The following is a 13,556-nucleotide window of genomic DNA, read 5'->3' on the forward strand; positions in this document are numbered from 1 at the left end:
AAGACATTTAGAAACTTACGGTCCCCCCGCTTAACAAAAACGGGGGGACTTGTTTTTTTAAGGACAGAAATTGGAAGCATTACTCAAAGTTGAATCCGTTGTTAAGACATTCCCCGGTGTTAAGGCGCTGGACGGTGTCTGCCTGAATGTCTATCAGGGTGAGATACACACACTGCTGGGCGAGAACGGCGCAGGCAAGTCCACCTTAATGAACGTTCTTAACGGGCTTTACAGCCCCGACAGCGGAAATCTTCTGATAAACGGTCAGCCGTATATATTCAGATCTCCCAAAGACTCCATAAAAGCAGGAATAGGCATGGTACATCAGCACTTTATGCTGGTGTATAACCATACCGTGTTTGAGAATATACTCCTTGCCGTTTCCGATCTTCCATTCTGGCTGGATAAAAAGAAACTGCGTATACGCATCAAAGAGATAGTGGACAGGTTCGGTCTCAGCATCGACCTTGACGAACCTATCCGCAAGCTGTCCATAGGTCAGCAGCAGTGGGTTGAACTTATCAAACTGCTCATCCGCGACTGTAAAGTTCTTATCCTCGACGAACCTACGGCGGTTCTTACCCCGCAGGAATCCGACAGACTGTTCGGGTTTCTGAAACGTTTTAAAGAGGAGGGGAGGTCTGTAATCTTCATAAGCCACAAGATGCGCGAAGTTATGGAGCTTTCCGACAGGGTGACGGTTCTTAAAAAAGGTACGACCGTGAAAGAGCTTGCCCGCGGCGAGTTCGACGAGAATGTTCTCGCAGGGCTTATGATCGGCACCGACGAGATACCAGTCTGGGAAAGAGAGAAGAAACAATTCACCGAAAACGTTCTTACCATAGAGCATCTCTTTGCGGATAAAGAGAAGAATATGAGCGACCTCATAGACTTCAGCCTTGAACTGCGCAAGGGCGAGATTCTGGGCATCGCAGGAGTTGCCGGAAACGGTCAGAAGACTCTGGCAGAGGTTCTGACAGGGCTTAAACCGCCTGTTTCAGGGAAAATATTCGCCGACGGAAAGGACATCACAAACGCTGACAGCCGTAAAGCATATATTGCAGGTATAGCTCATGTTCCAGAAGACAGAAAGAGTATGGGCATCGCCCCTGAAATGACTGTGGACGAGAACCTTATACTCAAAAGTTACAAGGAAAAACCGTTCAGGAAGTTCATCTTCCAGAACTTTAAAGCTATCAAGGAAAATGCTGAAAAGCAGATAGCTGATTTCGCCATAAAGGCGGGACCAAAAGGAACACCTATCAGACTGCTTTCCGGCGGAAATATACAGAAGGTCATAATCGCGCGGGAACTTTCCATGCGCCCCAGCGTTCTGGTTGCGCTTTACCCAACCAGAGGGCTTGATATGGGTTCCGCAGAATACGTCCATAAGGTCATTATGGATGCGAGAAAGGACAACATGAGCACCATTGTAATATCGGAAGACCTCGACGAACTGCTTAAGCTGTCCGACAGGATAGCCGTAATGTTCAGAGGACGCATAACAGGCATAGTTGATCCCGAACACACAAGCCGCGAGGAGATAGGACTTCTCATGAGCGGGGAGACAGTGCAATGATAAGATTTGAAAAGCGCAAAGATGCATCAAAACTTTTCACGGTTTTTGCTCCCTTTATGTCGGTTCTGTTCGCTTTGGCAACTGCCGCTGTAATAATGCTTTTCGCGGGGATTAACCCAATCGCGGCATACGCCGGAATGCTGAACGAATCCCTCGGCTCGTTTTATGGCATCTCCGAAACACTTGTAAAATCCACCCCTCTGATACTCACAGGTCTGGGGGTTTCAATAGCGTTCCGCATGAAGATATGGAATATCGGTGCGGAAGGTCAGCTCTATATGGGAGCCATGGGTGCATCGTATGTTGCACTTAACAGCGGACTGACAGGCTTTGTCGGACTTGCCGCAATGTTTGTCATGGCGGCTGTTTTCGGCGGCATATGGGCCGGTATCTCAGGCTTTCTTAAGGCTAAGGCGAACGTCAACGAGATAATTGTCACCCTGCTTATGAACTACATAGCTATTGCATGGGTTTCTTATCTTGTTTATGGACCATGGAAAGATCCGAACGGGTTCAACTTTCCCCTTACGCCCCGTTTTTCGCCGGATCTTGTGCTTTCAACATTTTTTAATACACGCCTTCACACAGGGTTCATAATTGCCCTTGCGCTTGTCGCTGTCATGTATATCTTCATGGAGAAGACAGTCTGGGGTTATGAGATAAAGGTCATCGGAAACAACCCTAAAGCCGCTAAATACGCCGGAATAAGCATAGACAGAAAAATAATCGGCGTGATGTTCATCAGCGGGGCACTGGCAGGAATCGCAGGTTTCGGCGAGGCTGCGGGTGTTCAGGGCAGGTTGCAGGAGGGGATATCCCACGGCTATGGCTATACTGCGATAATCGTTGCATGGCTTGCCGGACGAAGCGCCATAGGTGTTTTCATTGTTTCAGTAATTATGGCTGTGATACTGGTCGGCGGTGACAGCCTCCAGATTCTTATGCAGCTTCCCGTTGCTTTTGTTAATTTGTTTCAGGGACTTATACTGTTCTTTATCCTTGCCTCCGACTTTTTAATACAGAACAAACCCGTCATGAAAAGGAGCGGAAAATGATCGAGATACTGCTCTTTGCGACAATAAAGGCGGGAACTCCTCTGCTTTTTGCCACGCTCGGTGCAATCCTTATGGAGCGTTCCGGCGTGATAAACCTTGGTGTTGAGGGGCTTATGCTGGTGGGTGCGCTTACCGGATTTGCGGCGGCACATACTGCGGACAGCCTTTTCATAGGCGTTATAGCTGCCTTTTTTGCGGCTATGGCGGCGGGCGCGATACACGGGTTCATATGTGTGTATCTGCGCGGCAACCAGATAGTGAGCGGTCTTTCACTCACAATGTTTGGAATAGGGATAACATCTCTGTTCGGGCGTTCCTTTGTGGGGCTTACCATCGCAGGATTCTCAAAGGTTGAGATACCTGTACTGTCAAAGATACCTTACATCGGTCAGGCAATTTTCAATCAGGACGTTCTTGTGTATTTCTCCATCATTCTGGTGGCAGCGATGCACATATTTTTATATAGAACAAAAACAGGTCTTTATCTGCGCTCCGTTGGTGAAAACCCGGGTGCGGCAGATACGTCGGGGATCAACGTAGGGCTGTACAGAATGTCTGCCGTGCTTGTGGGTTCCGGACTGGCAGGAATAGGCGGAGCTTACCTTTCGCTGGCGTATACACCTTTCTGGGTGGAGAATATGACAGCAGGAAGGGGCTGGATAGCCGTTGCTCTGGTCATCTTTGCACAGTGGAACAGCACGCGCGCAATGGCGGGTGCATATCTTTTCGGCGGAATAAACGCCGTACAGCTTCGGATGCAGGCAATGGGAACCAGCCTTTCGCCGCATCTGCTTATGATGCTTCCCTATTTATTTACAATTGCGGTACTTGTCATGGCAACACTGAGACTCGAAAAAGGCTCCACACCGGAACCGGAGGCGCTTGGAACTGCGTATGACAGAGAGGACAGAAAGTGACGAGAGAATCCAGAAAACTGCTTATCAAAGCGCTGAGAGACAAGGGAAAAGTTACAGATAACATTATTAAGGTCGATACGTTTTTAAACCACTGCGTGGATATGAATCTGGCAAAACACATAGGTCAGGATATCGCGCGCTATCATGCGGGAACAAGCATTGACAAGATAATCACTGTTGAGGCGAGCGGAATAATACCCGCCATGGCGGCTGCCATGTACATCGGCTGTGATATGGTATATGCTAAGAAAAAAATTCCGTTGACAATGGAAAAGCATTATTCGGCAAAAAGCTACTCTTTTACAAAGCAGGAAGAGACCACTCTGCACGTTTCCGAAGAGGTTTTGCACAAGGGAGACAGACTGCTTTTTGTTGATGACTTCTATGCCGGCGGGAACACGCTGAAAGCTGTCGAATCCATTGCCGAACAGGCGGGCGCGAAGATAATCGGACGCGCAGTCATAATCGACAAGGCGGGCAGGGACGATATTTTCAGCATAGTTACTCTTGACGAGATAAAAAAGGTCTTTGCTGCACAGGAGATAGAGGACGACGATGTTTGCTTACGTTGCGGCTTTGGCTGCTGGCCTGATGGCGGGGATGCTCCTGGCTGCTGGCTTCGCGGCAAAAATTAAGAATACGTTTTTCAATTTTTCGCTCCTTGCTCTTCTGTTCTTTATGGGTGTCAGCCTCGGAAAGGATAAGGATATCCTCTCAAAAATAGCTGATTTCGGCATAATTTCAGGCATCATGAGCATTTCTGTAGTGATTTTCAGCATTATCGGTGTGCTTATCATAACCAAACTCTTCAAAAAGGCGGAAAAATGATTATTGTCATGATGATAGCCATACTGGCAGGGGCTTCTGCGGCATATCTCGGTTTTCTGCCGGAACAGGTTTTAAATCTCAGCGGATCGCTGACCGACTGGTCGCTTATCCTTCTGCTTTTTCTCATAGGATTTGATATAGGCAATAACAAACAGTCCATGAAAACTCTTATGTCTGCCGACAGATTCACCGTGCTTGTGCCTGTGGGAACGATTCTCGGCACACTTTTCGGAGGTTACGTCGTTTCCTTCATCACGGTGCTTGCACCGAAGGATGCGCTTGCTATAGCTTCCGGTTTCGGGTGGTACTCTTTTTCAGCGGTCATGATTGCGCAGGTGAAAGGCAGTGATCTGGGCGCAATCGCTTTTCTTTCAAACGTTTTCAGGGAAACGATAACTCTTCTCTGCGTTCCTTTCGTTGTAAAATATTTCGGAGCTTATGCGGCTGTGGCACCGGGCGGAGCGACCACTATGGACGTCACCCTTCCTGTCATAGAGAAATATGCAGGAAAACGCGCAGCTATCGTCGGATTTGTCCACGGCGTTATTCTTTCCGCACTTGCTCCCGTGTTTGTCCCTCTGTTTTTATGATTTTTTACATGGTCATCACAGAGAGTACATAGGATAAAAAAAATCTCACACTTACCCTTTCAAACAACAGACATAACCAGACTATCAGACCGGAACAAACTCCTATAATCATTAAGTATTTCATCCCCATACCCCAGTTGCTCCGCAGGAAAATAATCTAATAATTCTGAACAGAATGAGCGCTATAGGTTATAAATAACCTGGTAGTAACACCTATAGTTCATATTTTATTCAAAGTCAACACCTATAGACGGTATTTAACATGAAAAAAACACCGATACTTATAATATGGTGCAACATGTCTGACTTACTTTTAAAAATGGGACTGAAAATCAGAGAGCTTAGAAAAAAGCGTGGTCTGTCTCAGGAAAAGCTTGCTGTGAAAGCGAATATCAGTTCAAAGTATGTCGGCGAGATAGAGCGCGGCGAGGTCAATATTTCTGTGTCCGTACTGTTTGTGATAGCGGATGCACTTGGTGTTTCGTGTGATGAACTTATGGAAACAGATCATATCGCCGACAAGGCTGAACTTGTGAATAAAATTCATGATTTCATCAAAAAGGCGGATGAAGAGAGTGTAAAGAAGGTCTATCTGTTCATTAAGAATTTCTGTTGAGCATACATATCGCTGCACAGCCGGAGAGTCCGGCATTATTGCGGAGACCTGAAAGTTCTATAATAACCCTTTCTTTGTAAGACGGATAAACGTGCTTTGAAAATACCTTTATGGCGTTTGGCAGGAACGCTTCCGCCATTTCGGAAAGCCCGCCCCCTATCTTTATCTTTTCCGGAACCAGAATGTTCGCCAGTGTTGCCATGCCTATGCCCAGACACCCGCCCAGCACGTCAAAACTGAGTTTAGCCACCCTGTCGCCCGATTTATACAGCGAGAATACTTTGTTTGCTCCGTCCGGTTTAACGTTGCCGGACGAAAGGTTTTCATATGTACGCAGAAGCCCGCCCACATTTGCGTAGGTTTCCAGACATCCGCGTTTTCCGCATCCGCATCGCGGACCTTCGGGGTTTATGTTTATATGTCCCGCCTCAAAAAGCGATATGTCGGAAGTCAGAAGCTGGCCGTTAAGTATCGCTCCGCCGCCGACACCCGTTCCGAGGGTGAGGAATATCATATTTTTTATTTTGTTGCGTTCAAAGAAGAAATATTCGCCCAGCGCCGCCATGTTCGCATCGTTTTCAAGGAACACAGGAATATCCAGCGCGTTTTCCAGATCGTGTTTCAGGTTATGTCCGTTCAGAGCCGTGAGGTTCGGGCAAAAAATGACCTGTCCGTCCTGAGGCATACAGGTGCCGGGAACTGCAACAGCACAGGCGCATACGCCTTTGAAACTTTTTGCTGTCAGTATGAGTATTTCAAGTATCTGTCTATACTCTGACGGGGTTTTGACGGATATTTTTTCAACCATTTCTCCGTCGTGTCCGAAAAGTCCTGTCTTAATGTTTGTTCCGCCTATGTCAAAACAGATATACATATCAGCCCAGCACGAATCTGTTGAATGTGAACTCTTTCCCGTCGGTAGAGGTTATTATGTTCAGTTCACGCATACGCTTAATATCGTTTCTTGCCGTATTTTCCGTATAGCCTTTATAAAGTCCGCTGAACACGGGATTCGTGAGCAGGTCGGCGAAAGTGAACGGTTTTTCGTATACGAACAGAATCTCAAGCAGATCTTTCTGACGTTCGGTTATTTTTTTCTGAGCGCGCAGTGTGCGGATGTAGTCGCGCAGACCTATTGCGCGCAGTCCGCTGACCGCCATATCCGTCAGCAGTCTGTACGCGCGTGTTGCACCGTCCAGACAGAACACAAGAAACGGCGTCATATCGAATCCGCCTGTTTTTTCGTTCTGTATGAAAGCTTTTATATAGTCTTTGCGGTTTCGTCTGTAATATTGGGAGAGCGCATGGTGCAGGTATCTGTGTCCGCTCTGTTTCAGAAGCATCGCCTCCGCAGCTCTTGCCGTTCTGCCGTTGCCGTTTGTAAACGGCTGGAGCATCCCGATGTGGTAATGGGCAAGGAAAGCACGTACAGCAGGATGCTGTTTCTGCATATCCTCAGATGCGAACCACTTGCAGAGGTCTTCCGTAAGCTGTTGAAGAGAGGTTGCAGGTGGTGTGTAATCGCGATTTCCCTCCTGACGTTTGCTGTCGCGGAATACACCGGGCATGGCATTTTCGGTGTCCAGAGTGAACATCATATGGAGTTTGCGCAGCTCTTCCGTGTTCATTTCAAAGGTTTTATGGTTGCGGTCAATATATTCAAATGCCCGCTTAATATTGTTTACGAATCTTAGCTGTTTTTCGTCCAGAGTGTTTGGGGAATTTTTCAGAAACAGGCGCACATCCTGCTCGTCCAGCTCCGGTCTGCCTATGAGCGCAGTGGAGAAAACGGAAGAGGCGACCAGCTCGCCTGTGAGAAAATTGCGTACGTCGGGAACTATAGGCAGCTTGGCAAAGTGGGAAGCGCGCACGTCAAGCTCTCGCACCATAACGGAGACCGCTTCGCTGTCGTATTTATCACTGAAATGTACGTTCTCATAGTTGTCCGTGATTACCTTTCTGATCATAAAAACCCGCAAGTTCAGACTGCTTCGTCGTATTGCTCCTCGCAGAGACAGGGTTAGTCTTCGCGAGGAACGGAGTGACGCGGCGATCCCGTATTTTGTATTCTGAATCTAACTGATTATATCAGATAGATTTTTCAATGCAAGTCCGCATAGTCTGTCGCTCTTATACATATAGAAAATGTTCTATCGCTTATAATCTCCGGAAAACGGAGAGGTGTATGGCAAGACCTACAGCGGAAAAGTGGAGACAGATGAAGCAGGACTATGAAGAGGGTGTTTACGACCTTTCAGAGATAGCCGTGCATTATGAGATTGAGATTGAAAATGTGCGCAGACAGGCGGCGGAAAAGCACTGGAAGCGACCTGAGACAGACAGAACGGTGCGCAGACTTAAAGCTCACCGTGTGCAGATGCTTCAGGCAATATGCACAAGCACAATGGAGGGGCTTAAAAAAGCTGATGACCTTCTTGCGGAGTGCGAGAGTCTGCGCGATGTGGAGGTTCACTCTAAAACAGTGAAAAATTACCGCGATATCTGCCTTGGCAAAGCGACGGACGAGATGTTTGACAGCTCTAAACGTCCTGCGCTTTCCGAGCTTCAGGCGGAGCTTGAGAACCTGTCGGAAGAGGATATCCGTGCAGTCCTTGAAAACGCCTGAGAAACTCACGGCGCTTAAAATGGCGAGGGAAAACCTCGCCTCTTTTGCCGTGCTGACATGCAGAGGATACCGCCCTAACTGGCACCACAAAGTGCTTGCTGAAAAACTCACCGCGCTGATGCATGGGGAAATTGACCGCCTGATGGTTCTGATGCCTCCGCGCCACGGGAAATCGGAACTCGCCTCAGTTCGCTTTCCCGCATGGTTTCTGGGGCATAATCCGCAGAAACGGGTCATAGCCACATCCTACAGTGCAAGGCTCGCAGAGACCTTCGGCAGACGGGTGCGTGATATCTCTGACAGCTGGGTTTACCGCCTCGTTTTTCCATCTCTTTTGCTTAAAGAGGGTGCTAAATCGGCTAACCGCTGGGAGACTTCCGATGGGGGAGGGTATGTTTCGGCAGGTGTGGGAGGCTCCATAACGGGGATGGGGGGCGACCTGCTGATAATCGACGACCCGTTCAAAAATCAGGAGGAAGCAGATTCCGAGGTGTACCGAGAGAAGGTGTGGGAGTGGTACCAGTCCACCCTGTATACCCGTATCGAAAAGGGTGGAAAGATTCTGGTGATTTTGACGCGGTGGCACGAGGACGACCTCGCGGGCAGACTTCTGGAACAGAGCGGCGAGGAGTGGACGGTTGTTTGTTTTCCGGCGGTTGCGGAGGAGGAAGAGGAGTTCCGCGCCGTAGGTGAACCTCTCTGGGCAGACAAATACGGCATCGACACTCTGAAACGGATGGAACGCGCTGTGGGGTCGCGGGTATGGAACGCGCTCTATCAGCAGAGACCGGCACCGGCATCCGGCACGGTCTTTCGGCGCGAATGGTGGCGATTCTACGACGAACTGCCCACAGGGCTTAGGCTGTTTCAGTCGTGGGATATGACGTTTAAGGACAGCGCCGGAGCAGATTACGTTGTTGGGCAGGTGTGGGGTAATAAGGGGGCTGACTATTACCTTATCGACCAGATACGCGACAGGATGGATTTCTCGCAGGCGCTCAAGGCGCTGAAACATCTTTCGGAGCAATACCCGGAAGCCACGGCAAAGTATATTGAGGATAAAGCCAACGGACCCGCTGTGATATCCGCTCTGAAGGGTTCTGTGGGTGGTCTGATAGCAGTTAATCCGCGCGGAAGCAAAGTTGCGAGGTCAAATGCCGTCTGTCCGCTCATCGAGGCAGGGAACGTGTATCTCAAGCGGGGAGCGGCGTTCACGCGGGAGCTTATCGAGGAGGCGGCATATTTCCCATCCGGCAAACATGACGACATGGTGGATGCCATGACGCAGGCGCTCTCCGCAGGTAAAGAGAAGAGTGCTCCGAAGACGGCATTTTCAGGCTTAAACAGGGGCGTCGGAAGGATGATAGACAGGTATTAAAGAGAGATTGCTTCGTCACTGCGTTCCTCGCAATGACGTCTCTGCGAGCGGAGCGAAGCAGTCTATAGGAGTTAATATAATGAAAAGACTTACAAACGTGCTTACGGCAGGAACAGGAAACTGGTTCGGAAACATAATGCCCAATCCCGATGTACTTTTCGGCAAGGGCGGCGTGCGCATGAGCATCTTCGACGAGATGCTTCAGGATGCGCACATCTATGCGAAGCTGGAACAGCTCAAAGACACAGTGCTTTCAATGCAGTGGGATGTCAAACCGTCCGACAGCGAATCCGCAGAACAGGCATCGTTTATTAAAGGCTGCCTGCAAAAACTCGGCGTTCAGGGGATGTTGCAGGATATCCTGACGGCAGTGGAATACGGTTTTTCGGTAACGGAGATTGTATGGGAGCTGAAAGACGGCAACTGGATTCCTGTGAGGTCGCTGGGCAGACGGTCGGACAGGTTCGCGTTTGCACCCGATGGCGAACTGTCACTTATGGACGGCAGTGTCGCAACGCCACTTGAAGAGCAGTATAAATTCATTGTTCACCGCAACAGCCCGAAGGACGAAAACCCTTACGGTACCCCCGTGCTTTCCAAATGCTACTGGCCGTGGATGTTCAAGAAGGCTGGATTCCGCTACTGGCTCACAGTTGCGGAGAAATACGGGGTGCCCACCGTGCTTGCGCTGTTCGAGTCTGCCGATGACGACGAATCCCGCGACAGGGCAAGGGAGCTTGCGGAGAATCTGTACAATATCCAGAACGATGCTGCGGTTGCCCTTGCAAACGTTGACAGTGTGCAGGTGCTTGAAACAAAGGGCACTTCCTCGGATTTCTCCTCACTTGTTCAGGTGTGCAATACGGAAATATCAAAAGCCATCACAGGTGAGGTGCTGACCAGCGACACAGGCTCAACAGGTTCATATTCACTGGCGGCACAGCATCAGGAGACGCTTGAGCGCAAGGGCAGAAAGATTGCACGCGCGGCGGCGGAGACCATAACGACGACTATCGTGAACTGGATCTGGGAACTGAATTTCGGCGGCGAATGTAGGGCGGAGTTTGTGCTTTCAGAACAGGCGGAGGCTTCGTGGGATGTTGTGCGTGAGGCAAACGAAATGGGAATGAAGATTGACTTTGATGAAGTTTCCAGAAGGTTTGGAATACCTTTGGCTTGAGACTGCTTCGTCGTATTACTCCTCGCAGAGACAAATAAATGTCATTGCGAGGTCGTAGACCGAAGCAATCTATTTACAGCCCCAGTGTATCTTTTAAAAGTTTCAGATATCGTCGGCTGACGGGAACAATTCTGCCGGAAAGCGTATACGCATCTGCGGATGAGTTCTCGTTCAGCACGATGCGGTCTATCTTTGCCAGATTTATCAGATATTGCCTGTGGCAGCGGAACAGCCCGCTTCTGCACTCTATAAGTTTAAGTGTCAGGTCGGTGAGATATTCCCTGTCTGATGTGACCGCATGAACGCCTGTCATATCGGAATAAACGTACTCTATGTCTGCCATGTCTATCAGCTTTATTGTGTTTATCAGAGCGCAGGGAATTTTTGTCAGCGGCTGGCGTTCGTATATCGGAACCTCTCCCTTTTCCAGAGAAAGCAGTATCTTTTCAAGCGTTTTTTCCAGTCGTTCCTGTTCAACAGGTTTCAGCAGATAATCAAGAGCCTTCTCCTCGAAAGCTTTCAGCGCGTACTGGTCATATGCTGTTACGAACACGACATAGGGCATTATTGATTTTTCTATCATGCTCAACATATCAAACCCGTTGATTACAGGCATATTTATGTCGAGGAATATGATGTCGGGATGATTTTTGTTCACCAGTTTAACGCCTTCAACAGCGTTTCCAGCCTCGCCGACGATGTCGAATATTTTAGTTTTTTCCAGTTGAAATCTCAGTTCCTCTCTTGCGTAGGGTTCGTCGTCAATAATCAGGGCTTTGTATCTCATGCTGTCCTCATGGGCAGGTGTATTTCCACTATTGTGTATTCTGATTCTATGCTGCGGACGACGAGTCCGTATTCAGCGCCGAATTCGTTCTTTATGCGGGTGTCAACGCTGTTCATGCCTATGCCGTTGCTGCTTTTTCCGTCGGCGCGCCACATCCCGGCGTTGTCCTCAACCCTTATGACACACTGACTGTTTTCCGCGTGTGCAGATATCTTTATCCTTGCTTCGCCCAGAATGTTTGATAGTCCATGCTTAATTGCATTCTCAATTATCGGTTGTATTGTGAACGCAGGCATGGAGACGTTTCCGACGTTCTCGTCTATGTCTATTGTAACTTTCAGCCTGTCGCTGAACCGTGCCTCTTCTATAACGAGATAGGAGCGGATATGGTCTATCTCTTCTGCAAGTGTTGCCGTTTCGGACGAACGTTTCAGGTTGTTCCTGAAAAAGAGCGACAGGTGATTGATGAGTTCCTTCGCTTTTTCCGGCTGACTGCGGACGACCGCGCCTATGGTGTTAAGTGTGTTGAAAAGGAAATGGGGATTGACCTGCGCCTGCATGAGTTTCAGTTCGGCTTCCGTCAGCAGCCGCTTCTGCTCCTCATATTTTGAAAGAAAAAGCTGTGTGGAAAGCACCTCTGCGATGCCTTCACCGAACGACTGGTTGAATCCGAGGAACCTTCTGTTTTTCGGCTCATACATTTTTATGGTTCCTATTACTTCGCGTTCAAGCATCAGCGGAACTATCAGTGCGGAACCCAGCGGGCAGTTTTCGCTGATCGAGCATATATAATGCTCGGTTATGCCGTCTAAAAATATAACCTCACCAGTCTTTATGGCGAGTGCCGTTTGTTCGGAGGATATCGGATTGTCGGGGAGGTGGTGGTCTGCGCCTATCCCCTGAAAAGCCAGAACGTTAGTTTTGTCGGTTATCGCAACCGCGCCTACACCCGTTTCGTTCAGTATCACACGGGCCAGAGCCTGTGCAGAGCAGCTGTTAAGTCCTTTGGAAAGCACCGGAAGGGTTTTATTGGCGATGTTAAGCGCCTTGCGTGAGAACTCCGCACCGTAGCTGTCCAGAGCATTTTTGCTGTCTTTGAATATACTGACGAAAAGTCCCGCGCCCGCCGCATTGGCGAACATCATAGGCAGAGCTATTACTTTAACCAGCTCCCACGCATCCGAATAGGGGCGGGAAAATGCGAGGATTATTATCATCTGAGCCATTTCGCTTATGAACGTTGTGAGAAAAGCCGCTTTAAAGCTGAAAACGCTGTCCGGCTGTCCCTTCTTTTTCAGCCAAAGATATACAAGTCCGCCGATAAGTCCTTCCGTAGTGGTGGATATTCCGCAGGATGCAGCCGTGAAGCCGCCCAGCATATATCTGTGCAGACCGCCAGTAACACCAACTGCAATACCCATCCACGGACCTGCCAGAAGACCCGCCATAACGGCGCCTATCGCTCGTGTGTTGGCTATTGCTCCACCGACTTCCACACCTAGATATGTTCCCATGATGGTGATGGCTGTGAAAAATGCGTACACGGCTACATTGTCCAGCGGCTTAAGCAGTCCTGTGGACAAAGGGCGGAAAGCCGGCGTCTTGCTGAAAAGGTACGCAGCCACCGCAAAAACAGACATTTCCTGAATAAGACTGAAAAATATGTTCATAAAACAGCATAAAACATGTCCGTGATTTTTTACAGAACAAAATATGATATCAAAGGTGTATAATGAACCGTTGTTGGGAAGGAGTTTGATCCTCTGTGCGTATCAAATCTGTCAATAAGACAGGCTTTCAAGAGGCTATTTGATAATTTTATAACACGGTTTATGTTTTTGTGAAATATTGCGTCCCGCTCTGCAATAGTCTGTTTATGCGGGACTTTATCATTTTATTGCTGTATATTGTATACAATCCGGTTGACACGGAAACACTATTATGATAACTGTTGTAATTGAGATTTTAACAGTGTTTGTATCTTAAATACTTTTTTCAGG

General features: G+C 48.6%; 14 protein-coding genes. 10 read left to right on the forward strand and 4 right to left on the reverse strand.

Annotated features, from left to right (window positions below; all coding sequences use genetic code 11):
• The first annotated feature begins 70 nt into the window (after positions 1-70).
• From LRY47_RS02120 to LRY47_RS02150, 7 genes are all read left to right on the forward strand, one after another.
• The gene (locus LRY47_RS02120) at positions 71-1,579 is read left to right on the forward strand and encodes an ABC transporter ATP-binding protein (protein ID WP_295222099.1); all 1,509 of its coding nucleotides are present in this window, start codon (positions 71-73) and stop codon (positions 1,577-1,579) included.
• Positions 1,576-2,634, forward strand: coding sequence for an ABC transporter permease (locus LRY47_RS02125; RefSeq protein WP_295222101.1), 1,059 nt, complete (start codon positions 1,576-1,578; stop codon positions 2,632-2,634). The genes LRY47_RS02120 and LRY47_RS02125 overlap by 4 nt, the downstream gene beginning before the upstream one ends.
• Positions 2,631-3,551, forward strand: a complete 921-nt coding sequence (locus LRY47_RS02130) for an ABC transporter permease (protein ID WP_295222103.1) — start codon at positions 2,631-2,633, stop codon at positions 3,549-3,551. The genes LRY47_RS02125 and LRY47_RS02130 overlap by 4 nt, the downstream gene beginning before the upstream one ends.
• A complete protein-coding gene (locus tag LRY47_RS02135; RefSeq protein ID WP_295222106.1) occupies positions 3,548-4,186 on the forward strand; it encodes a phosphoribosyltransferase family protein in 639 nt (212 codons plus the stop codon). Before LRY47_RS02130 ends, LRY47_RS02135 begins: the two co-directional genes overlap by 4 nt.
• Entirely contained in the window at positions 4,152-4,379 is a 228-nt protein-coding gene (locus LRY47_RS02140; RefSeq protein WP_295222109.1) for a LysO family transporter, read from the forward strand. Before LRY47_RS02135 ends, LRY47_RS02140 begins: the two co-directional genes overlap by 35 nt.
• Positions 4,376-4,969, forward strand: coding sequence for a lysine exporter LysO family protein (locus LRY47_RS02145; RefSeq protein ID WP_295222111.1), 594 nt, complete (start codon positions 4,376-4,378; stop codon positions 4,967-4,969). The genes LRY47_RS02140 and LRY47_RS02145 overlap by 4 nt, the downstream gene beginning before the upstream one ends.
• Before the next feature lie 298 nt (positions 4,970-5,267).
• A complete protein-coding gene (locus LRY47_RS02150; protein ID WP_295222115.1) occupies positions 5,268-5,585 on the forward strand; it encodes a helix-turn-helix transcriptional regulator in 318 nt (105 codons plus the stop codon).
• Here LRY47_RS02150 and LRY47_RS02155 read toward each other — a convergent pair.
• The gene (locus tag LRY47_RS02155; protein ID WP_295222141.1) at positions 5,569-6,459 is read right to left on the reverse strand and encodes an ROK family protein; all 891 of its coding nucleotides are present in this window, start codon (positions 6,457-6,459) and stop codon (positions 5,569-5,571) included. The genes LRY47_RS02150 and LRY47_RS02155 overlap by 17 nt on opposite strands.
• A 1-nt stretch (position 6,460) precedes the next feature.
• On the reverse strand, positions 6,461-7,552 hold the full coding sequence (locus LRY47_RS02160) for a Fic family protein (protein ID WP_295222144.1): 1,092 nt from the start codon (positions 7,550-7,552) through the stop codon (positions 6,461-6,463).
• Positions 7,553-7,770: 218 nt separating this feature from the next.
• Here LRY47_RS02160 and LRY47_RS02165 point away from each other — a divergent pair, with 218 nt between their 5' ends.
• The 3 genes from LRY47_RS02165 (at position 7,771) to LRY47_RS02175 (ending at position 10,769) form a co-directional block, all read left to right on the forward strand.
• A complete protein-coding gene (locus tag LRY47_RS02165) occupies positions 7,771-8,211 on the forward strand; it encodes a hypothetical protein (protein WP_295222147.1) in 441 nt (146 codons plus the stop codon).
• A complete protein-coding gene (terL, locus tag LRY47_RS02170; RefSeq protein ID WP_295222150.1) occupies positions 8,198-9,589 on the forward strand; it encodes a phage terminase large subunit in 1,392 nt (463 codons plus the stop codon). Before LRY47_RS02165 ends, terL begins: the two co-directional genes overlap by 14 nt.
• Positions 9,590-9,668: 79 nt before the next feature.
• The gene (locus LRY47_RS02175) at positions 9,669-10,769 is read left to right on the forward strand and encodes a DUF935 family protein (protein WP_295222153.1); all 1,101 of its coding nucleotides are present in this window, start codon (positions 9,669-9,671) and stop codon (positions 10,767-10,769) included.
• Positions 10,770-10,842: 73 nt separating this feature from the next.
• On the opposite strand, the gene btsR is transcribed toward LRY47_RS02175, so the two are convergent.
• Positions 10,843-11,556: a two-component system response regulator BtsR gene (btsR, locus tag LRY47_RS02180; RefSeq protein WP_295222155.1), complete on the reverse strand. Its 714-nt coding sequence runs from the start codon at positions 11,554-11,556 to the stop codon at positions 10,843-10,845.
• Positions 11,553-13,226, reverse strand: coding sequence for a sensor histidine kinase (locus tag LRY47_RS02185; RefSeq protein ID WP_295222157.1), 1,674 nt, complete (start codon positions 13,224-13,226; stop codon positions 11,553-11,555). Before LRY47_RS02185 ends, btsR begins: the two co-directional genes overlap by 4 nt.
• Between the last annotated feature and the right edge of the window lie 330 nt (positions 13,227-13,556).

It is taken from the genome of Seleniivibrio sp., from assembly GCF_021209385.1.
Lineage (GTDB): Bacteria > Chrysiogenota > Deferribacteres > Deferribacterales > Geovibrionaceae > Seleniivibrio.